The sequence below is a fragment of the Sutterella sp. AM11-39 genome, from assembly GCF_003472385.1.
In the GTDB taxonomy this organism is placed as follows: Bacteria; Pseudomonadota; Gammaproteobacteria; order Burkholderiales; family Burkholderiaceae_F; genus Duodenibacillus; species Duodenibacillus intestinigallinarum.
This window is the reverse complement of record NZ_QRLV01000007.1, coordinates 13,409-32,648: the sequence shown is the minus strand read 5'-3', so window position 1 is coordinate 32,648 and position 19,240 is coordinate 13,409. Positions and strand designations below refer to the sequence as shown.

Genomic DNA, 19,240 nt, shown 5'->3' with positions numbered 1-19,240 from the left:
TAAAAAAATTAATCAGTGAAAAGCTTCAATGAGCCGAAAAGCTTGTGCAGACGCTCTTCGTCAAACGGAAGGTATTCGGCAATCGTTAAGCCTGCAATTTCTGAGTTAGCGGCAACAAGATGCAGGATTGAAGCAAGTTGATCCATTGTCATGCGTCCGCCTCCTGAACCGTCTCCGACAAGATTCGGATTAGCGAAATAGGTGGAGTGGAAGTACTGAGGATCAAGTACGTCGATATCCAGATGCACGAGGACATGATCGAACTTTTGCACAAACGCTCTGATGTCGTCGTCAGAAACGAAGTTTTCTGTCTGCACTTTGTAGTTGACGCCTAAGTTGTCCAGGAACTTGGCTTGATAGTCGTGCAGTCCCTGAAGACCGACATAAAGTAGCTCATCGGGCTTGAACGCGGGGTTTTTCATGAGTCCCGCCATTGACGGTTCACCGGCTCCGAGCAATGCCCCCAAGACCATGGCGTGTGCATTGGGATAACCGTCCTCGGGCATGGAAACGTCCGGATGAGCATCAAGCCACAGAATGCCGCTGTTGGGATAAAGCCCGTGCAGATAATCGAATGGTGCCTGGGATACCAAACAATTGCCGCCGATCGTGATGATCCGCTGCGGGGCTTCGTTTTCAATGGCGGCTTGTGCGGCTCGAATGCCGGCGAGCACTTCGTCTTTTCCGGCGATGCCGTCTTGAACTTTGCGCTGACGACCGTCCGGAGTCGGAATGTCAACTTTGACCAGCGGTTGATTCGGATTGGCAGGAAGAATGTGCTGCAGCAGGTTGGCGCCGAAGTAGTAAGTCTCAAGCCCGCCGCTGAGCCAGTCCGGATAAAGCAGACGAATGGTTTTCATAAATTTGCAGGAGCAAAAAATCAGTCGAGTGGTCAGTCGGATTATAGGCAGGAGAGGATTTGCTCAATGGATGCATCTTGTCATAAAAGCGTCATAAAACAGACAAAGACTCGTCACAGAACTGTCACGGCTTCGATACAAGCAGCTCTCAAAATGGCGTCTGCCCAGAATTCAATTTCAAGACGCTAAGAAATGCTCACCCTCAAACACATCAACAAGAGCTACGGAAATCGAACCATCCTTTCGGACATTTCGCTCTCCATTCGCAAAGGTGAAATTGTCTCCATCCTCGGTCCGTCGGGCTGCGGCAAAACGACGCTTCTGAATCTGATTCTCGGCCTGACGCAAGCGACCTCGGGCAAAATTATGTTCGACGGCGAGGACCTCACAAATGTGCCGATGCAAAAGCGCGGCTTCAACATCGTGTTCCAGGACTTTGCGCTGTTCCCGAACTTGAACGCTCACGACAACATCGTCTACGGTCTTCGCAACAACCCTTCCGCATCCACTCCCGAGGAAGTCAATGAACTGATTGATCTTCTGGGATTGAGAAAGCATCTGCACCAGCGCATCGACGAACTTTCCGGCGGTCAGAAGCAGCGCGTGGCCATTGCCCGTACGTTGGTTCTCAAGCCTCGCATTCTGCTGCTCGACGAACCGCTCTCGGCTTTGGACGGTCTCATCAAGGAGTCCATTAAAGAACGAATCCGCATGATCGCCCGTCAGTTTGAGCTCACGACGCTCATTGTGACGCATGACCCGGAAGAGGCGCTCACGCTCTCGGACCGCGTGCTCATCATCAACAACGGACGCATCGCGCAGTTTGCCGATCCGATGACGATCATCAACAAGCCCGCAGACGATTTCGTCAATGACTTCATCATTTCCCAGTTGATGGTCAAGCGCACCAACATCCTGAAGCTGTTCAGCGGCCCAAACCCTAAGAACGCCGCAACGCTCAAAGCCGAATCTGGTGCTCTGGCTTAAGTTGCGGGATGACTGTCATGACCACTCTTACGGATAAACTCTTCGGGCGCGAGCGCCGCGAACTCAAGATCGTGTTTGCCCTGGTGGTGCTCACGCTCTCGGCTGTGTTGCTCTATCCGCTCGGCTGCGTTTTGTTTCAGTCGATCTTGGACGGCAACGGCAGCCTGACGCTTGCGAACTACACCTCGCTTCTTTCGGAACCGCGCTTCTGGAATGCGCTTTCCAACAGCTTTGCCGTGTCGGGCTTGTCGGCGGTTATCGCTGCTGTGCTTGCCTTCGGCTGTGCCTACGGTCTGCATTTCACGCGACTCAACCCTTGGGCCAAGAAGGTCTTTCAGATCGTCATTCTTTTACCGCTTTTTCTGCCTTCGATCACCTACGGCTTTGCGGTGATCTATTCCTTCGGACGTCTGGGGCTGGTGAGCCAAATCTTCGGCGTGCTGCCGTTTTCGATCTACGGTTTCTGGGGGCTGTTGATCGCTGACGTAATCTACACGCTTCCGCCCGCATTCCTGATCCTTTCCAACGCCTTCCACTACATTGACCGCAACACGATTACGGTGAGCCGCCTGATGGGCGACAGTCCCTGGCGCACCTTCTACATTTCGGCGTTGCGTCCGGTGGTAGGTGCGTTGTGCTCGGCCTTCATTCTCAGCTTTTTCTTGTCTTTCACTGACTTCGGTATTCCGGTATCAATCGCCGGTCAATACGACGTCATTGCCACCGAGCTCTACACCACGATGATGGGTGCCGTGCCTGACTTCGGCCGCGGTGCCGTGATCGCCATGGCGATGCTCGTTCCTTCGATTGCTTCCGTGATGCTTTTGAAGTACGTCGAGCGATTCAACTTCCGATACAACCGCATCAATTATCAGCCGCCTGCCCGCAACCGCGTGCGCGATGCGCTTTTTGCCGGCTACTACGTGATTATCGCCGCCGTACTGCTTTCGGTCTTTGCCGTGATGTTCGTGGTGCCTTTCGTTGAGCAGTGGCCCTATAAGCCTGTTTTTACGCTTGACGTGATCTCCCGCATTCTCTCCGACAGTGTCGTCTGGGAGGTCTACGGCAATTCGGTCGGAGTGGCCCTAGCAAGTGCCGTGACCGGCACGTTGCTGTGTTACGCCGCAGCAATGGTCAATGCACGCTCTCAGCTTAAGGGCTGGTGCCGGACGACGATGGACAGCTTTGCCATGCTCACCAACACCGTGCCCGGCATGGTGCTCGGTATCGGCTTTCTCTTTGCCATGAGCGGCACGATGCTGGCCAACACGTTTGCCATTCTGGTGCTCGTCAACCTGGTGCACTTCTTCACGTCGCCCTACCTGATGGCCACTTCGGCTCTGAGCAAGATGAACGCCGGTTGGGAAACCACCGGCGCCTTGATGGGCGACAGTTGGCTCAAGACCGTCATGCGCGTCGTGGTGCCCAATTCCGCCGCTACGCTCTGGCAGATGTTCCAGTACATGTTCGTGAGTTCCATGGTGACCATCAGTGCCGTCGTGTTCCTGTCGGGCGCCCGCACCATGCTGATCACCACGAAGATCAAGGAACTCCAGTATTTCGAGAAGTTCGAAGAAATCTTTGTGCTCTCGCTTTTGATTTTCTTTACCAATGTTGCGGTCAAGCTCATTTGCGACGCCCTTGCGGAACGTGCAAGAAAGAACCCGCAGGGCGGTCTGATTCAGTCGATCATGCGCCGCCTGAGCTCGAGCCGTACTCCCACGCTTTCACCTGTTTCCACCGGAGCTTAAAAGAAATGCAACCGATGACCTGTTTCAAACTGACTTTTGCTGCTTGTTTGTGTGCTGCCATGGTTGGCTGCGGCAACGACAGCGGTACCGACGCCGACAAGGGCAAGAGTACCGCGGCGCCCGCCAAGACCGCCGAAGTTGTGATCTACACCAACGCCGATGAAGAAGCTCAGACGGCAATGAAGAATGCCCTTGACAAAAATGGCATGAAGGGTGCCTATCTTATCCAGTCGTTCGGCACGTCCGAGCTGGGCGGCAAGCTTGCGGCCGAAGGCAAGAACATCGAAGCCGACGTGGTGACGTTATCGACCTACTACCTCGACAGCTTCCAGAAAAAGGAAAAGCTTTTTGCAGATCTTCAGAACAAGGCCAAAACCATTCAGCCGTCTCCGTCCTATTGGACTCCGATTCTGGGCAACACGGGTGCACTTTTCGTCAATACCGAAGTTTTGAAGCAAAGCAAGCTCGAAGCTCCGAAGTCCATCGCCGATCTTGCCAAGCCCGAATATGCCGGCCACATTTCCGTGCCCGACATCATGGGCAGTTCCACCTCTTGGCTCATGACGCAGGCTGTGATGTCTGCGCAGGGTGAAGAAGCCGGTGCCAAGACGGTGGCGGCGATTGAAAAGAATGCCGGCGCCCATCTTGAAAAGTCCGGTTCCGGTCCTTTGAAGAAGCTGCGTGCCGGTGAGGCGGCCGTCGGCTTCGGTTTGCGCCATCAGGCTGTGGCCGACAAGGCACGCGGACTGCCGATCGACTACATCGATCCGACAGAGGGCAACTTTCAGCTGCAGGAAGCTGCCGCAGTCGTTGACAAGGGAGCCAAGACCAATCCGAACGCTCAAAAGGTCGTTGAAATCATCGTCAAGTACGGCCGCCCCGAACTCTTGAAGTTCTACCCCGTGGCACTTTACGAAGGTGAAACGGTTTCCGCTGAAAACAAGCCTGCTCGTCCGAGCTTCTATAAAGAGCCGCTGACCGTCGAACTGCTGCAGAAGCACCAGAAGATGGTCAAGGACGCCGGCAAATAATTCTGTTGATTTTCAATAAGCCGGCTCTCAAACGGGAGTCGGCAGTTTTCTTTTTTGTTTTGTCATGATTGCCGATCCGAATACCTACAAACTTTTGACCCCGGGTCCCCTGACGACGTCATTGTCCGTGCGTAAGGAAATGCTTGTTGATCGATGCACGTGGGACGACGACTACAAAGAAATGACCCAGTTCGTGCGCCGTGAACTCCTCACGCTTGCCCACGTTTCCGAAACTGATTACACCACCGTACTGATGCAGGGTTCGGGTACGTTCGGCGTGGAAAGCGTTCTCAGTTCCGTGGTCGGTAAGAATGACTGCGTGCTCGTGCCCGTCAACGGCGCATATTCGGAACGCATGTGCCAGATTCTGGAGCGCTACGGCATCGCCTTTGTGCGTGAAGACTTCGCTTGGAACGAATGCGTCGACGCTGCCCGTCTGGAGGCGGTGATTGCCGCACATCCCGAGATCACGACGATCAGCATCGTGCACAACGAAACGACTTCGGGCCTCATCAACGATCTGGTGAGTGTCTCGGAAGTCGTGAAGAACCACAACCTGCGCTTTATCGTGGACGCCATGAGCTCCTTCGGCGCCGTGGATGTGAACGTGGCCGAGCTCGGCATCGATTTTCTGATCTCTTCTGCGAACAAGTGCATCCAGGGTGTCCCTGGCTTTTCCTTCATCATTGCCCGCCGCGAAGCGCTTACGGCTACCAAAGGCAACGCCCGCACGATTTCGCTCGATCTGCACTCCCAGTGGAAGACGATGGAAAAGGACAACGGCAAGTGGCGCTTTACGTCGCCTACCCACGTCGTGGCCGCTTTTGCGCAGGCGCTCAAGGAACTGCAGCAAGAGGGCGGAGTGACGGTTCGCGGCGAACGCTATGCAGCTACAAACCGCAAGTTGCGTGAAGGAATGCGTGCTCTTGGCTTTGAACCGTTCGTCAGCGAAGCCTTCCAGGGGCCGATCATCACCACCTTCCTTTATCCGGAAGGTCGCAACCTCGACTTCAAGCACATGCACCATTGGCTCAAGGAACAGGGTTATGTGATCTATCCGGGCAAGCTCACCGACCGAGACACCTTCCGCATCGGCAACATCGGCGAAATCTACGACGCGGACGCCGACCGCATTCTTGAATTGTTTGCACAGTACACCAAGGAGTTTATGTAATGAACCGCATCAAGGGCGTGATTTTCGATTGGGCGGGTACGACGGTTGACTTCGGTTGCACGAGTCCTGTTTCGGCGTTTAAGGAAGCATTTCGCCGCGCCGGCATTGACGTGACGGACGAGGAAGTTCGTGCGCCGATGGGGCTTTTGAAACGTGATCACATCAAGACGATGCTCGCGATGCCTCGTATTGCGCAAGCCTGGCAGGACAAGTACGGTGCCGCGGCAACCGACGCCGATGCCGAAAAGATCTATGCCGACTTTGAACCGGCCCTGATGGCTGTGCTTGATCGACATTGTGATCTGATTCCAGGCATTCTCGAAACGATGGAGTATCTCGGTCAAAACGAGATCCGCGTGGGTTCGACCACCGGCTTTACCCGGGAAATGATGGCTGTGGTGACCGAAGGCGCCCGCAGGGGCGGCTACGCACCCGAAATGGTTCAAACGGCCGACAGCAACAACGGTTTCGGCCGTCCTTGGCCGTACATGATTTTCTCCAATATGCGCGGCCTCGGTCTATCAAACGTGCGTCAGGTTGTGAAGGTGGGCGATACGACCTCCGACATGGCCGAAGCAAAGAACGCGGGCGTGATTGCCGTCGGCGTCTGTGTGGGCAGCTCCATGATCGGTCTGGACGCGCAGAGCTGGGCGGCGTTGCCTGAAGCCAAGCGCGCCGAACAGATCAAATCGGCTCGTCAGCGCTTCTATGCCGCCGGTGCCGATTATGTGATCGAGAGCATCGGTGATTTGCCGGCTCTCATTGAGGATCTCAACGCTCGCAGCGCTGCTTAATTCGCACCAAAGGACCTTGCGAAAGCCCGTGTGTCGGTCTTGGCATGCGGGCTTTTTGACGTGTCGGCATCGTTTTGGTTGATCAGACGAATAGGTTATCGTTTTCTTTGTTCTTCTCGCGGGCGTGAGCAATGCGCTACTCCCTGAGTTCGTCGAGTTCTCTTTCGATGCGTTCCGCACGACGCCAAAAATAGACCACGTTGCCCAGGATGATGCCGATAAGCAAGGCTGAACCGATGCCGATGACATAGTGGATGCGCGAGTCTGCAGTCGCGATTCCTTGGGCCTCCGCTGCTTGGCTCGTCGCAATAGCCGCCTCGGCTCTGACAGGTACAGTGATCCCTGTCAAGGTGAAGAACAGCACAAGTTCCGTAGCTGCTTTGCAAAGACAAGAAGATGAAAACCACATGACCGTCAAAATCGTTGGAAGGCAGTCAGAAGCCTAGTGCGAGAACCGAATCGGCGCGATCGAATGGCACACTATGAGAAGAAATGGCATGAATGCGCAAAAAGTCTCATCCAGAATTTTTTTGAGGTTTCTTGACATATTAACGTCGGGACAATTGATTAGAGAGCTTTTCGAGCTGCTGGAGTTTTGCCGGTTTAGAAAAACTTAACCGTGATACAAAACTTCGAAACACGGACGTCTTTGCGTTTGATTCAAGTCAAAAGCCGCGCTATCGCTGCCCCTACACTCTTTGCCTGACAACATAAACCACCGCTTTGCTGCTTACTGACACTACGTCAATACCCGGAAGCATTGCGAATCTAAGGAGAAAGAGATGATCAAACCAATTACGGCAATTGTGCTCAGTGCCTTATTTTCCACTGTCTCAGGACTGGCAACTGCCCAAGACCTGGCTTCTTTTCATGCCGGTATGGGAGGATGCACTGCTTGCCACGGCACGAACGCTGTGACGGCTGCTAACGTTCCGGACGACGAAATTGATCTCAACAACAAATGCATGGCTTGTCACGGAGACTATAAAAAATTAGCTGACAAAACAAAACACTTTGATCCGCATGCAAGTCACTTAAGCGACAGAAGTCCCATTAATTGCACGGCTTGTCATACCGCACACGCAAAACCCAAGCTCGTCTGCAATGACTGTCACACATTTGATTTGAAGATGCCATTTTCCGATGCTCCTGAATCAGCCAAGTGGGATGCAACGATTGATGACGAGGCTGTTGCAGCCGCCGAAAAGTCTGCTCCTCGCGAAACGGTTGACGTACTGGTGATCGGTGCGGGTTCGGCCGGCTTAAATGCGGCAATTGCGGCAAAGCGCGCCGGAGCCAAGGTGGTTTTGCTTGAGAAACATTCTTTTGCAGGCGGCAATTCAATGCTCGCTGCCGGCGGTTACAACGCTGTCGGGACGCCTCAACAGGCTAAGAAAGGCATTAAGGATACCGTTGATCAGTATGTCAAAGACACCATGAAGGGCGGGCGTGGCAAAAACGATCCGAAGCTTGTACAAATTCTTGCTGAAGGTAGCGCCGACGGCGTCAAATGGTTGGAAGACATGGGGGCTGATCTTTCGGACGTCAAACGTTCCGGAGGAGCCGCCGTTGATCGAACGCACCGTCCCCACGGAGGTATGTCTGTCGGGCCGCACATTGTGGATGTGTTACGCGCCCAAGCTACAAAAGAAGGCGTTGGCGCCCGGGTGAATTCCCGTGCCGTCAAGCTTTTGCTCGACAAAGACTACAAAATTGCCGGAGCCATTGTGCATGGCAAGCACTCCGGCTACTACAAAATTGCAGCGAAAGCGGTGGTTTTGGCAACCGGCGGTTACGGTCAGAATAAGCAGATGATTGCCTTCTATCGTCCGACCTTCAAGGACATGACGAGTTCAAACAATGTAACGAGTACCGGCGACGGCATTACCATGGCTCTCAATATCGGTGCTTCCATGACCGATATCGATTGGGTTCAGGCTCATCCGACCGTTGGCCTCGACAGCCGTATTTTGATCAGCGAAACCGTTCGCGGAGTCGGCGCTGTAATGGTCAACATCAACGGTGAGCGTTTCGTGAACGAACTTACAACACGTGACCGCGCAAGCGACGCAATTTTGCATCAGCCTCAAAAGCGAGCTTGGTTGGTTTTTGACAGCAACCTCTATAAGTCTGCAAAGATGGTGCAAGGCTATGATCACCTGGGTATGCTCAAGAAAGCTGATACTCTGGCTGAGCTGGCCAAGATTTGTGACATGGATGCGAAAACTCTCGAAAAGACGGCCAGCGACTACAACAAGTTCCGCAAGGCAGGAAAAGACGAAGCATTCGGTCGTCCCGATATGCCGCTTGGTATTGAAAAGGCTCCTTTCTATGCAGTAGCTGTTGCTCCCGGCATTCATCATACGATGGGTGGGGTGGCGATCACGCCGGAAAGCGAGGTGCTGGACATCCAAAGTCGCCCGATTCCGGGGCTGTATGCGGCAGGAGAAGTGACGGGAGGCGTACACGGCTTTAACCGCCTCGGAGGTAATGCTATTGCCGATACCGTCGTCTTCGGTCGCCGTAGCGGCGAACATGCAGCTGCCTATGCACTCAAAGCAAAATAAGCAAACATTCTTCTCCTAATCTCGTCTGTTTCTTGGCAGTGGAGGTCTGCTGTTGCCAAAAGGCAGACATTTGAGGTTCTGTTGGTTCGACAGGACCTCTTTTTTTGGGTACTAGAGCGTTGACAGCGGAGAAATGTTGCATTCCTTGAAGAAAAGCTCTCGCAATGCAGGCAAATGCTCTTGTTTGTAGATCGCGTAGATGCAGCGGCTGCTTTCTTTTTTATGATCCGGATTAACCTCTTTTCTCAACTCAACCAAATCTCCACGGCGAATTTCTTCCGAAACGGACAGCAACGGCATCACAGCCAATCCGAGACCGGTTTGAACCGCTCGTTTGATCGCGCCCATCGTATTCATAGTAAGGATGTTGGAAACGGTAATTCCCTGGGCCAAAAGCCATCGTTTGGCTGCATCGCTTACCGTTGCTTCCTGATCCATGATCCAGGTGGCTAAACAGAAATCTTCCGTTGTCGCTTCGACCGATATGTATGGACTCTTCGGGCTGGCGATCAATACGAAATCGTCACGGAAACACGGGAAAAAGGTTAACGATGGATCCACGGGGGGACGACTGATAAAGCCAATATCCATACGGTTGGCAAGAACTCCGGCTTCTACGATTTCATTGTCTTCAATCAGCAAAATCGGATCCACAGTCGGATAACGTCGCTTGAATTCCGGGAGCCTTCGGGAGAGGATATAAATGCCGCAGGCGCGGTTGGCACCGATGATCAGCTTCCCTGCCAGCCCTTTTTCTCTGGCTGCGAAAATATCCTCAATTTCGCTGGCTTTAGTTACGACCAGTGTGGCCAGAGGGAGGAGAGCAGAGGCAGCATCTGTCGGAAACAAGCCATTGGATTTTCGTTCGAACAGTTCTGTTCCAAGTATTCTCTCGAGTTCTTTGAGCGACTGACTTGCCGCACTTGTCGTCACACAGAGTTTGGCAGCAGCTTTTGACAAGCTTTTCTGATCGTAGATACCAAGAAAGATTTCAAGCTGACGCAGTGTGATGTGCATAACCGGAAATTTTCGAAAAAAAAAGACGCATCACCGAATGGCGAGCGTCCTTTTTTGCAGCGTTTCAGAAATTTGTGTTTGGTGCCCAAGACTGGACTCGAACCAGCATGCCTCTCGGCGCTGCGACCTGAACACAGTGCGTCTACCAATTTCGCCACTTGGGCACAAATTTTCTGAGACGCGAATTATTACCAAACAGAATAAAAATGTCAAACGATTTTCGAAAAAAATTTCTGCGAGCAATTTTTAGGAGAAATTGCTTGCTCAAAAGACTTGCCGACAGGCTCTGCGCCGCAACTGATCGGTCTGTTCAGATAGTCGGCATCATCTTGTCAGAGTTCCGTCATTTTTCCTCAGGTATGATGCGCTTGATTCGAGGCCGACGAGAAGGATGTTGCCGATGCGTCTGCCGTTTTGTAGCCAATTGATGCTCCGAGAGCACATAGAGAATTCGAAATGCAAAAGAAAGTTCACGAGAAACCCAGTCGATCCAAGGCATCTCCCGAAAAGAAGAAGCAGAACACCTCCAATTACGCCGACAGGGCATTTGTCCTTGTCCAAGGGGATTCTTTTTCCAAAACCGTCTTCACTAAGTGCTATCACGAAACGTTCGGTGTGACGCTTGCTGCGGCAAAGGAGGCTTTTGAAAGGCTTTTGGCAAGCGAAATCATTGCGCCGGCTCAGCAAGCCCGTCATTACACGCGTGGTCCCGGTATTTCAAAGCAAGAAGATCTTGTGCGTCTGGTCGGCAATCGAACCGGCGAATTCAAGATTCGCAGTCTTAAGAATCCCGACAAGATTGTCGAAGGCGTTAAAAGTTCCAATCCGCACCACGGTTTGTTGCCGGGGGATGTTGTTTACGGTGCTTATGTCAACGACGACTACGGGTTTGCAGCGCGCATTCTGGTTAGCCGTGCATTGCGTGAACCCGTTTGCACCATTAACTATGCAAAGTCGGCCGGCGTGGAAGGCTGCGGCTCTTCGTTTGCCAATCGTTTGGATAAGAACGCTGTCAAGAAACTTCAGCAGCAATTCTTCACGATGAAGATTGACGAGTCTTGCTGCAAGCCGTTTTCCGCCATTGTGCCGTTGACCGGTACGGTCGGACGCGTGATCGGCCCCATCGACTCCACGCAAAGCGAAATCGACATGACGCTTGCTCGCCTCGGTATCCCGAGCGAATTTTCCGAGGAGGCCCAGACGCAGGCTCAGGCGCTGCCCGATGCGGTCGAAAGCGACAAGGAAATCGAGGAGAGAGTTGATCTTCGAGATGTTGGTCTCGTGACGATCGACGGCGAAGATGCCCGCGACTTTGACGATGCGGTATGGTGTGCTCCGCTCAATGACGGCGAAGGCGGTTGGCGCCTTTTGGTCGCCATTGCCGACGTAAGTCATTACGTCACGCCCGAAAGTCCGCTTGACGCCGATGCTCAGCAGCGTTGCACGAGCGTGTACTTCCCGACGCGCGTGGTGCCGATGTTGCCCGAGAAGCTCAGTAACGGCCTGTGTTCGCTCAATCCGGGAGTAGATCGCTGTTCGCTTGTCTGCGACATGATCGTTTCGGAGAAGGGCGAGGTGACGGCTTATCAGTTCTATCCGGCACTGATTCGGTCCAAGGCGCGTCTTACCTATACGAGTGTCTGGAACGCGCTCAACGGCGACGTGCAGGACTTTTTGGTGCGCGGAGGCAACCTTACCGACATCAACAATCTCTACGCACTCTTTAAGGCGTTGCTTCAGGCCCGAGGTCGCCGCGGAGCTGCGGACTTTACGTCGGCCGAAACCGAAATCGTAACGGATCCGCAGACGCAGAAGATCGTGGCCATCCGCAAACGCGACCACAACGATGCGCATCGTCTGATTGAGGAGTGCATGCTTGCGGCCAATGTGTGCGCCGCAGACTTCATCGGTCAGAACAAGGCCAAGAGCCTGTATCGCGTGCACGATGCGCCGCCGGCAGATCGGCTCGCCAATCTGCGTACGACGCTCGGCGCCTTCGGTCTCAAACTCTCGGGCGGAGGAAAACCCACTCCTGCGGATTACGCCAAGGTGGCGCATGAAGCCGAAACGCTGCCGGCAGCCGAAGTCATCAATACGCTTTTGCTTCGCAGCATGCAGCGCGCTGTATACAGCCCCGACAAGAAGCCGCACTACGGCCTCAATTACGACGCCTATACGCACTTCACTTCGCCGATTCGCCGTTATCCGGACCTGCTGGTGCACCGCACCATCCGTGCTATTTTGAAGGGCGAGCGCTACGAACCGGTGTTGGCGCAGGCGCCGCAGGAGCTGATGCAGGCACGCATGTCGGAGCTAGCGGCTGCTCAGGGCGAAAAAACAGTCAAGAAGAGCAAGGTTGACATGACCTGGGAAGTGCTCGGTTTGTTGACGTCGGCGGCAGAACGACGCGCCGACGACGCTTCTCGTGACATCGTCGCCTGGATGAAGGCCGACTATATTTCCGGGTACCGCCGCAAGTGCTTTGAGGGTGTCATTACGGGCGCCAATCCTGCGGGCGTTTACGTTACGCTTACCGGCGTGTTCGTCGAAGGGTTCGTGCATGTCAGTCGTCTCAACAGCTGGGAGTATTTCTATTACGACGACAAAAAGATGCTCTTTGAAGCTGAATTCGGTTCCGAGCGCTATATGATCGGCGACAAAGTGACGGTGCGCGTGTTTGCCGCGAGCACGGAAACGCGCCGCATTGACTTTGAAATGGTGCAAAATCACACGGATAAACAACGCACCCGCAGCAATAAGAACAAAAAAACGAAGAGAAGATTCTAAAAATGCCCAAACAAGTCGTATTGGCAGGCTTTCACGCCGTAAATGCCAGAGCAAAACTCAATCCCGACTCCATCCGTGTCGTCTACGTCGAAGCTACGCGCCGCGACAAGCGCATGCAGCAATGCAAGGATCGTCTTGCGGCTGCCGGCGTCAAGGTCATGCAGGCCGACGCCAAGCGTCTGGAGGGTATGGCGCCGGGCATTCCGCATCAGGGCATCGTGGCGCTTGCCGATGAGCTTAAACAGACGCTCGATTTCGACACGCTGCTTGACAGCATCACGCCGGACACGCTGCTGCTTGTTCTCGACGGCGTGACCGATCCGCGCAACTTCGGCGCCTGCCTTCGCGTGGCCGATGCCGCAGGCGTTCAGGCAGTGATTGCGCCGCGCGATCGTTCCGCTAGCTTTTCGCCTGCAGCCGCAAAGGCCGCAGCGGGGGCATGGGAAAGCGTCCCCGTTGTGACGGTCACCAATCTTGCCGCGAGCATCACCGAGCTTCGTGACGCCGGGGTTATGGTGGTCGGCACGGCCGGCGAAGCGCAAAAGACGATCTATGAATTTGATCAGAAGCGTGCTTTTGCCTGGGTGTTGGGCGCAGAAGGAGAGGGACTTCGTCAGCTCACGCGCAAGCGCTGCGACGAACTGGCCAAGATCCCCATGTTCGGGGCGGTCGACAGCCTCAACGTTTCGGTAGCCACCGGCGTTTGTCTCTTTGAGACTGTCCGTCAGCGTCAAAGCTGATTAATCGGTTTTTAGCAACGGTTAAACAGAAGGCAGCGCTCTGGAGAATCCGGAGGCTGCCTTTTTTGCGAAAGCGGTGTGATGCTTATTTGGCGGGCATTTCGGCGACGGCTTCGATTTCAACGAGACAGCCGAAGTGCAGCGTTGTGGTTGAGACAATGACGCGACCGGGCTTGTGTGCGCCGAAGAATGCGGCGTATTCCTCGTTGATCGGTCCCCAGTAGTTGACGTCCGGCGTGTAGATGCGGCAGAAGACGACGTCGTTGGTGGTAACGCCTGCGGCATCAAGCACGCGCTTGACGTTGTTCAAAGCCAGACGGGTGTGCTCGCGGATGTCGCCCTTGCAGACTTCACGCGTATCCGGATCAATCGAGAGCTGGCCGGAAACGTAGAGCGTGCCGTTGGAGATGACGCCGGCGCTGTAGTGACCTTTGTTTTCGCTTTTGAAGTCGGGAGTGACGATCTGCATGGGAAAAGTTCCTTTGGTTGGGATTTCTACAAGATAAGTCTGAGCGCGGCAAAAGTCGCGAACTAGTCAGCGGATTTTAAGCTCACGAACGACAAGTTCCAGCAATCGGATCGAAGAGAGTCCTAGCCCGAGAGAAGAATCGAGCAGAGAGAACCGAAAAACTCGGCTTTCACTCTTGGAAAAGATAGCCTCAAACCTTACAATTACGGCACCTTACGACTTCGGCTGCACGATGCTGCAGATACCGAAGGTATTTGCGTTTTCAGAAGCCCTGCAATGACCCCTCGACTTCGGCTCAATCACATCACAAAAGCATATCCGGGCATCGTCGCCAACGACGACATCTGTCTGGAAGTGTGTCCCGGGGAAGTGCTTGCTATTCTTGGCGAAAACGGCGCCGGCAAGTCCACCCTCATGAAAATCATCTTCGGTTCGGTCACGCCGGACAAGGGTTTCATCGAGTTTGACGGAAGTCCTGCGCAGATCAGCAGCCCTTCGGAAGCCAACCGTTTGGGCATTGCCATGGTGCATCAGCACTTTGCCGTGTTCGAAACGCTTACGGTGGCTCAAAACGTCATTCTCGGCATCGCCGAAAAGATTTCCGTGGAGGAGTGCGCCAAGCGCATCAATGCGTTAGGTGAGCGCTACGGCATTGCGGTCGATCCGTTTGCCATCGTTGCCGACCTCTCCATGGGCGAGCGCCAACGCGTGGAAATCATCCGCGCCCTGATGAGCAATCCCAAGCTTCTGATCCTGGATGAGCCCACCTCGGTGCTGACGCCTCAGGCTGTCCGCAAGCTTTTTGAAACGCTCAAGAAGCTTGCCTCCGAAGGCGTTTCGATTCTTTTTATTTCTCACAAGCTCGACGAAATTCGCGAGCTAGCCGATCGCTGCACGATTCTTCGCGCCGGCCGCGTGATCGAAACGGTCAATCCGAAGGAGAAAACCGAAGAGGAACTCGCGCGCCTGATGATCGGCAAGGAACCGCCCAAGCTTCTGACTTCGGAAGGCACGCCCGGCGAAGTGGCGCTCGAATTCAAGGGCGTGAGTCTCGACGGCGGCCATCACGTCACGGGGCTTACGGACATCAAGCTCACGGTGCGTGCGGGTGAAATCGTCGGGATCGCCGGCATTTCCGGCAACGGTCAGTCGCGATTGCTCGGCGTTTGCATGGGTGAACTCAAGCAGACGAAGGGTTCCGTGAAGCTTTTCGGTGAAGCGGTTGACGATCTCGATCCGGCCGAGCGTCGCGCCAAGGGCTTGCGCTACGTGCCCGAGCAGCGTCTTGGTCACGGGTCGGTGCCGGAGTTTTCGCTCATCAACAACACGCTTTTGACGGGTGATGATTTTCACAGCCACGGCTTTATCAAGCAGGAAGAGGCCGAAACGTTTACCGATCTCGTCATCGAGCGCTTCCATGTGAAACCCGAAGCTCCGAAGGCGGCGGCAAGAAGCTTCTCGGGCGGCAATCTGCAGAAGTTCATTGTCGGTCGCGAGATCCTGAGTTCTCCGGGTGTACTCATCATCGACCAGCCCACCTGGGGCGTGGACGTGGGGGCCGCCACGGTGATTCACAATTCTCTGATGCGCCTTCGCAGCGAGGGTGCCGGCATTCTGGTCGTGAGCGAAGAAATCGATGAGCTCTTTGCCATCTGCGACCGCATTGCCGTGATGTATCGCGGCTGTATATCGCCGGCCATTCCCGTCAGTTCGATTACGACCGAAGAGCTCGGCCGCTGGATGGCCGGTCTGTGGGTGGGCAGCCCCTTCCGTCACGCTCAGTCCGCCGACAAGGAGGCCGAATAAAAATGCAATTTCCTGTGCGTTTGGTTGCCCGCAGAACCCCGGGCTGCATGATGTGGCTTTCTCCGGTTCTGGCTCTTGGCCTGACTGTGTTATTCGGTGCGATTCTGTTTGCGATGCTGGGTAAGGACCCGCTCAATGCGCTCTATGTGTTCTTGATTGCGCCTCTGGAAACCCTACGCGGTTGGGCCGAAGTCGGCGTGAAGATGACGCCGCTGCTGCTTTGCGCCGCCGGTCTCGTGGTCTGCTTTCGAGCAAGCATCTGGAATATCGGTGCCGAAGGCCAGTTCCTTGCGGGCGCCATCACCGGCGGCTGGGCAGCTTTGGCTTGCCCCGACGGCATTGGCCATTGGTATCTGGTGATCGTTCTGCTGGCCGGTATTGCGGGCGGCGCCTTCTGGGGCGGCATCACGGCGTTACTGAAAGACAAATTCAACGCCAACGAAATTCTCGTATCCCTGATGTTGGTCTACGTGGCGCAGTTCGGGCTTGCCTACTGTGTCCAGGGGCCGTTGCAGGATCCCGACGGTCTGGGCTTTCCGCAGTCCGCGCTTTTTGCTTCCGCGGCTAGCATGCCGGTGATTCTCGGCGGCACGCGTCTGCATCTGGGTTTTGTTCTGGCCGTAGTGGCCGCGCTTGTCATCCAGGTGATGATGGTGCGTATGTTCATCGGCTTTCAGCTCAAGGTTTCCGGCATGGCGCCCTTGGCAGCCAAGTACGCCGGTTTCCGTCCGAAGCGTCTGCTTTGGGTCTCGATGCTCATTTCCGGCGGTCTGGCCGGTTTGGCCGGCGTTGCCGAAGTTGCGGGGCCCGTCGGACAGCTCACGCTTAACATCAGTCCGGGCTACGGCTTTGCGGCCATTATCGTGGCTTTCGTGGGTCGTCTGTCGCCCGCGGGTTGCATCCCTGCGGCCTTCGTGATGGCGCTCTTTTATCTGGGCGGCGAACTCGGCCAGTCCCGTCTGGGATTGCCGAGCTCAATTACGGGTGTCTATCAGGGCATGCTTCTCTTTTTCCTTTTGATCTGCGATTCGCTCATCTACTTTAAGCCTGTCTGGCAGGGCTTTACCGAACGCAAGCTGAGCAAGGAGGCTTAATCATGGATGCTGGTGTGATTGCTTCTGTCATTGCTGCGACGTTGAATGCGGGTACGCCTCTGCTGATTGCCGCCATCGGCATTCTCATTCACGAAAAAAGCGGCGTTCTCAACCTGGGTGTCGAAGGCATGATGCTCATGGGCGCGGTGACCGGTTTCGGCGTAACCTACGCCACGGGCAGCTTCGCGCTCGGTTTCCTGGCCGGTGCCCTGGCAGGCCTCGTGATGGCCGCGCTCTTTGGCTTTTTTACGCTTGGACTCTACGCCAATCAGTACGCAGCCGGTCTGGCGCTCTCGCTTTTCGGCGCCGGTCTTTCGGCTTTCGTGGGCCAGCCTCTGCAGGGCATGGCGTTGCCGAGCCGCGCGCCCACGGGCATTCCCGGTCTTGAATCGATTCCGTTCTTGGGCGATGCATTCTTTTCATCGCACTGCCTTGTGTATCTCTCCCTGATCGGCCTGGCCGCCGTGGGCTGGTTTCTCTACAAGTCGCGCCCCGGCCTGATGCTGCGTGCGGTGGGAGAATCGCCGAGCTCGGCTTACGCCCTGGGCTACAACGTGCGTGTCATCCGTTTCTGGGCAGTGCTCTTCGGTGGCTTCATGTCGGGTCTGGCCGGTGCCTATCTGTCGCTTGTCTACACGCCTCTGTGGGCTGAAGGCATGACGGCGGGCCGCGGTTGGATTGCGCTTGCGCTTGTCACCTTCGCCACCTGGCGTCCGCTTCGCGTGGTGCTCGGCGCCTATCTTTTCGGCGGCGTGACAATGCTGCAGTTCAATATGCAGGCGATGGGCATTGAGATTCCCTCGCAGATCATGTCGATGACGCCGTATCTGGCGACCATTCTCGTGCTGATCCTCATCAGCCGCAACCCGAAGTGGATTGCGCTCAACGTGCCGGCAAGCCTTGGCAAGACGTTTCATCCGAGAAACTGATTTTTTTGATTGAGCCGCCGATCATGGTCCCGAAAAGGCGAGCAACCGGGGCCGGCGGCGGCTTTTTTGCGTCTGAAAAGTTGCTCGTGCTTTCACAAAAATAAACAACTATGGCTTTCCAGAAAATTGCCCTGACGATGGCCGCCGCCTCCTGCCTGTTGTTGGCCGGATGCGGAGAAGACACCACCACCGACAAGAAGGCCGAAAAGGCCGTTGCCTCCACCGAACCGCTCAAGGCCGCCTGGGTCTATCCGAGCCCGCGCGCCGATGAAGGTTGGTCCAAGCAGCACGAAGAAGCCCGTATGCTCATTGAGCAGAAGTACGGTGACAAGATCAGGACTCAAGTGGTCGACAACGTCACCAATACGGTGGACGCCGAGCGAGTCATTCGTGATCTGGCAGCTCAAGGCAACAAGATCATCTTTGCCACGAGCTTCACGTACATGAATCCGGCACTCAAGGTAGCCAAGGAGTTTCCGGACGTAAAGTTTGAAAACTGCACCGGATACAAGACCGCTGCCAACTACAGCAACTACAACGCACGCTTTTATCAGGCCCGTTATCTCGCGGGCAAACTCGCCGCTTCCATGAGCAAAACCGCTCATTTGGGTTACGTGGCCGCCATGCCGATTCCCGAGGTGCTTCAGGGAATCAACGCTTACACGTTGGGTGCGCAGAGCGTTAATCCTGACGTGAAGGTGTCCGTCGTGTGGACCAACACCTGGTATGACCCGGGTAAGGAAGTGGACGCCACGAACACGTTGATCGGTCAGGGCTGCGACATTCTCACGCACCACACCGATTCGACGGCTGTTCCCGCAACGGCTGAAAGCCGGGGCGTGAAGGTGATCAGCTATCACTCGGCCATGACGAAGACGGCTCCCAAGCAGCTGATCGGTGCCGTGACACACCATTGGGATGAGTATTACGCCCACCGAATCCAGGCGCTTTACGACGGCCAATGGAAGGTTGAGCCTGTTTGGGGCGGCGCCGAAATGCACATGGTGCGTCTATCGGCCATTACGCCTGATGCGCCCAAGTCAGTGGTTGAAGACATCAACGCCGTTTACTCCAAGATGGAAAAGAAAGAATTCAACGTCTTCTCCGGCCCGATTGTCGACAACGAAGGAAAGGTGCAGATTCCTGAAGGAAAGGTTGCCGACGACAAGATGCTCAACACAATGAACTACTTCGTCAAGGGCGTGATCGGCAAGGTGCCCACCGGCAAGTAACA

Annotated in this window: 16 protein-coding genes and 1 tRNA gene; 12 read left to right on the top strand and 5 right to left on the bottom strand. The window is 55.1% G+C overall.

All coding sequences use genetic code 11. The annotated features are described in order from the left end of the window. Nucleotides 1-8 precede the first annotated feature (8 nt). The gene (locus DW133_RS06910; protein WP_118275921.1) at nucleotides 9-860 is read right to left on the bottom strand and encodes an arginase family protein; all 852 of its coding nucleotides are present in this window, start codon (nucleotides 858-860) and stop codon (nucleotides 9-11) included. Between the two features lie 192 nt (nucleotides 861-1,052). On the opposite strand from DW133_RS06910, the gene DW133_RS06905 reads away from it, so the two are divergent. The 5 genes from DW133_RS06905 (at nucleotide 1,053) to phnX (ending at nucleotide 6,597) form a co-directional block, all read left to right on the top strand. After that, nucleotides 1,053-1,847 carry an ABC transporter ATP-binding protein gene (locus DW133_RS06905; RefSeq protein WP_118275920.1) on the top strand — a complete coding sequence of 265 codons (795 nt, stop codon included), beginning with the start codon at nucleotides 1,053-1,055 and terminating at the stop codon, nucleotides 1,845-1,847. Between the two features lie 17 nt (nucleotides 1,848-1,864). Next, nucleotides 1,865-3,598, top strand: coding sequence for an ABC transporter permease subunit (locus DW133_RS06900; RefSeq protein ID WP_233542139.1), 1,734 nt, complete (start codon nucleotides 1,865-1,867; stop codon nucleotides 3,596-3,598). Nucleotides 3,599-3,612: 14 nt separating this feature from the next. Continuing rightward, nucleotides 3,613-4,629 (top strand): ABC transporter substrate-binding protein, encoded by a 1,017-nt coding sequence (locus DW133_RS06895; RefSeq protein ID WP_233542138.1) that lies wholly within the window; start codon nucleotides 3,613-3,615, stop codon nucleotides 4,627-4,629. Between the two features lie 64 nt (nucleotides 4,630-4,693). Beyond that, on the top strand, nucleotides 4,694-5,803 hold the full coding sequence (gene phnW, locus DW133_RS06890) for a 2-aminoethylphosphonate--pyruvate transaminase (protein WP_118275918.1): 1,110 nt from the start codon (nucleotides 4,694-4,696) through the stop codon (nucleotides 5,801-5,803). Further along, nucleotides 5,803-6,597 carry a phosphonoacetaldehyde hydrolase gene (gene phnX / locus DW133_RS06885; protein ID WP_118275917.1) on the top strand — a complete coding sequence of 265 codons (795 nt, stop codon included), beginning with the start codon at nucleotides 5,803-5,805 and terminating at the stop codon, nucleotides 6,595-6,597. Before phnW ends, phnX begins: the two co-directional genes overlap by 1 nt. Before the next feature lie 136 nt (nucleotides 6,598-6,733). Here phnX and DW133_RS06880 read toward each other — a convergent pair whose 3' ends face one another. After that, the gene (locus DW133_RS06880; protein ID WP_147408894.1) at nucleotides 6,734-7,006 is read right to left on the bottom strand and encodes a hypothetical protein; all 273 of its coding nucleotides are present in this window, start codon (nucleotides 7,004-7,006) and stop codon (nucleotides 6,734-6,736) included. Between the two features lie 373 nt (nucleotides 7,007-7,379). Here DW133_RS06880 and DW133_RS06875 point away from each other — a divergent pair, with 373 nt between their 5' ends. Next, on the top strand, nucleotides 7,380-9,164 hold the full coding sequence (locus DW133_RS06875) for a flavocytochrome c (protein ID WP_118275915.1): 1,785 nt from the start codon (nucleotides 7,380-7,382) through the stop codon (nucleotides 9,162-9,164). A gap of 111 nt (nucleotides 9,165-9,275) precedes the next feature. Here the strand turns inward: DW133_RS06875 and DW133_RS06870 are convergent, their stop codons facing one another. Together DW133_RS06870 and DW133_RS06865 are read right to left on the bottom strand one after the other, a co-directional pair. Further along, complete coding sequence (locus DW133_RS06870; RefSeq protein WP_118275914.1) at nucleotides 9,276-10,181, bottom strand: LysR family transcriptional regulator; 906 nt, start codon at nucleotides 10,179-10,181, stop codon at nucleotides 9,276-9,278. Nucleotides 10,182-10,260: 79 nt separating this feature from the next. Then, nucleotides 10,261-10,345: transfer RNA gene (locus DW133_RS06865), tRNA-Leu, on the bottom strand. Between the two features lie 292 nt (nucleotides 10,346-10,637). Between DW133_RS06865 and DW133_RS06860 the strand changes: the two genes are divergently transcribed. Both DW133_RS06860 and rlmB read left to right on the top strand, forming a co-directional pair. Continuing rightward, entirely contained in the window at nucleotides 10,638-12,968 is a 2,331-nt protein-coding gene (locus tag DW133_RS06860; RefSeq protein ID WP_118275913.1) for a ribonuclease R family protein, read from the top strand. 2 nt (nucleotides 12,969-12,970) lie between these two features. Further along, nucleotides 12,971-13,708: a 23S rRNA (guanosine(2251)-2'-O)-methyltransferase RlmB gene (gene rlmB / locus DW133_RS06855; protein ID WP_118275912.1), complete on the top strand. Its 738-nt coding sequence runs from the start codon at nucleotides 12,971-12,973 to the stop codon at nucleotides 13,706-13,708. A gap of 85 nt (nucleotides 13,709-13,793) precedes the next feature. On the opposite strand, the gene DW133_RS06850 is transcribed toward rlmB, so the two are convergent. Continuing rightward, nucleotides 13,794-14,177, bottom strand: a complete 384-nt coding sequence (locus DW133_RS06850; RefSeq protein ID WP_118275911.1) for a RidA family protein — start codon at nucleotides 14,175-14,177, stop codon at nucleotides 13,794-13,796. A 276-nt stretch (nucleotides 14,178-14,453) separates the two neighbouring features. Here DW133_RS06850 and DW133_RS06845 point away from each other — a divergent pair, with 276 nt between their 5' ends. The 4 genes from DW133_RS06845 (at nucleotide 14,454) to DW133_RS06830 (ending at nucleotide 19,238) form a co-directional block, all read left to right on the top strand. Beyond that, nucleotides 14,454-15,983 (top strand): ABC transporter ATP-binding protein, encoded by a 1,530-nt coding sequence (locus DW133_RS06845; protein WP_118275910.1) that lies wholly within the window; start codon nucleotides 14,454-14,456, stop codon nucleotides 15,981-15,983. Between the two features lie 2 nt (nucleotides 15,984-15,985). Continuing rightward, on the top strand, nucleotides 15,986-17,077 hold the full coding sequence (locus DW133_RS06840; protein WP_118275909.1) for an ABC transporter permease: 1,092 nt from the start codon (nucleotides 15,986-15,988) through the stop codon (nucleotides 17,075-17,077). Between the two features lie 2 nt (nucleotides 17,078-17,079). Next, nucleotides 17,080-18,006, top strand: a complete 927-nt coding sequence (locus DW133_RS06835; RefSeq protein WP_118275908.1) for an ABC transporter permease — start codon at nucleotides 17,080-17,082, stop codon at nucleotides 18,004-18,006. 110 nt (nucleotides 18,007-18,116) lie between these two features. After that, entirely contained in the window at nucleotides 18,117-19,238 is a 1,122-nt protein-coding gene (locus DW133_RS06830; protein WP_118275907.1) for a BMP family ABC transporter substrate-binding protein, read from the top strand. Nucleotides 19,239-19,240 lie beyond the last annotated feature (2 nt).

Bases quoted from the DNA above. Each gene is read 5' to 3' on its own strand.
- DW133_RS06895 (WP_233542138.1), top strand. From the start codon at position 3,613: ATGACCTGTTTCAAACTGACTTTTGCTGCTTGTTTGTGTGCTGCCATG.
- phnW (WP_118275918.1), top strand. From the start codon at position 4,694: ATGATTGCCGATCCGAATACCTACAAACTTTTGACCCCGGGTCCCCTG.
- phnX (WP_118275917.1), top strand. From the start codon at position 5,803: ATGAACCGCATCAAGGGCGTGATTTTCGATTGGGCGGGTACGACGGTT.
- DW133_RS06870 (WP_118275914.1), bottom strand. From the start codon at position 10,181: ATGCACATCACACTGCGTCAGCTTGAAATCTTTCTTGGTATCTACGAT.
- DW133_RS06900 (WP_233542139.1), top strand. From the start codon at position 1,865: ATGACCACTCTTACGGATAAACTCTTCGGGCGCGAGCGCCGCGAACTC.
- DW133_RS06880 (WP_147408894.1), bottom strand. From the start codon at position 7,006: ATGTGGTTTTCATCTTCTTGTCTTTGCAAAGCAGCTACGGAACTTGTG.
- DW133_RS06840 (WP_118275909.1), top strand. From the start codon at position 15,986: ATGCAATTTCCTGTGCGTTTGGTTGCCCGCAGAACCCCGGGCTGCATG.
- DW133_RS06860 (WP_118275913.1), top strand. From the start codon at position 10,638: ATGCAAAAGAAAGTTCACGAGAAACCCAGTCGATCCAAGGCATCTCCC.
- DW133_RS06835 (WP_118275908.1), top strand. From the start codon at position 17,080: ATGGATGCTGGTGTGATTGCTTCTGTCATTGCTGCGACGTTGAATGCG.
- DW133_RS06875 (WP_118275915.1), top strand. From the start codon at position 7,380: ATGATCAAACCAATTACGGCAATTGTGCTCAGTGCCTTATTTTCCACT.
- DW133_RS06845 (WP_118275910.1), top strand. From the start codon at position 14,454: ATGACCCCTCGACTTCGGCTCAATCACATCACAAAAGCATATCCGGGC.
- DW133_RS06830 (WP_118275907.1), top strand. From the start codon at position 18,117: ATGGCTTTCCAGAAAATTGCCCTGACGATGGCCGCCGCCTCCTGCCTG.
- DW133_RS06905 (WP_118275920.1), top strand. From the start codon at position 1,053: ATGCTCACCCTCAAACACATCAACAAGAGCTACGGAAATCGAACCATC.
- DW133_RS06850 (WP_118275911.1), bottom strand. From the start codon at position 14,177: ATGCAGATCGTCACTCCCGACTTCAAAAGCGAAAACAAAGGTCACTAC.
- DW133_RS06910 (WP_118275921.1), bottom strand. From the start codon at position 860: ATGAAAACCATTCGTCTGCTTTATCCGGACTGGCTCAGCGGCGGGCTT.
- rlmB (WP_118275912.1), top strand. From the start codon at position 12,971: ATGCCCAAACAAGTCGTATTGGCAGGCTTTCACGCCGTAAATGCCAGA.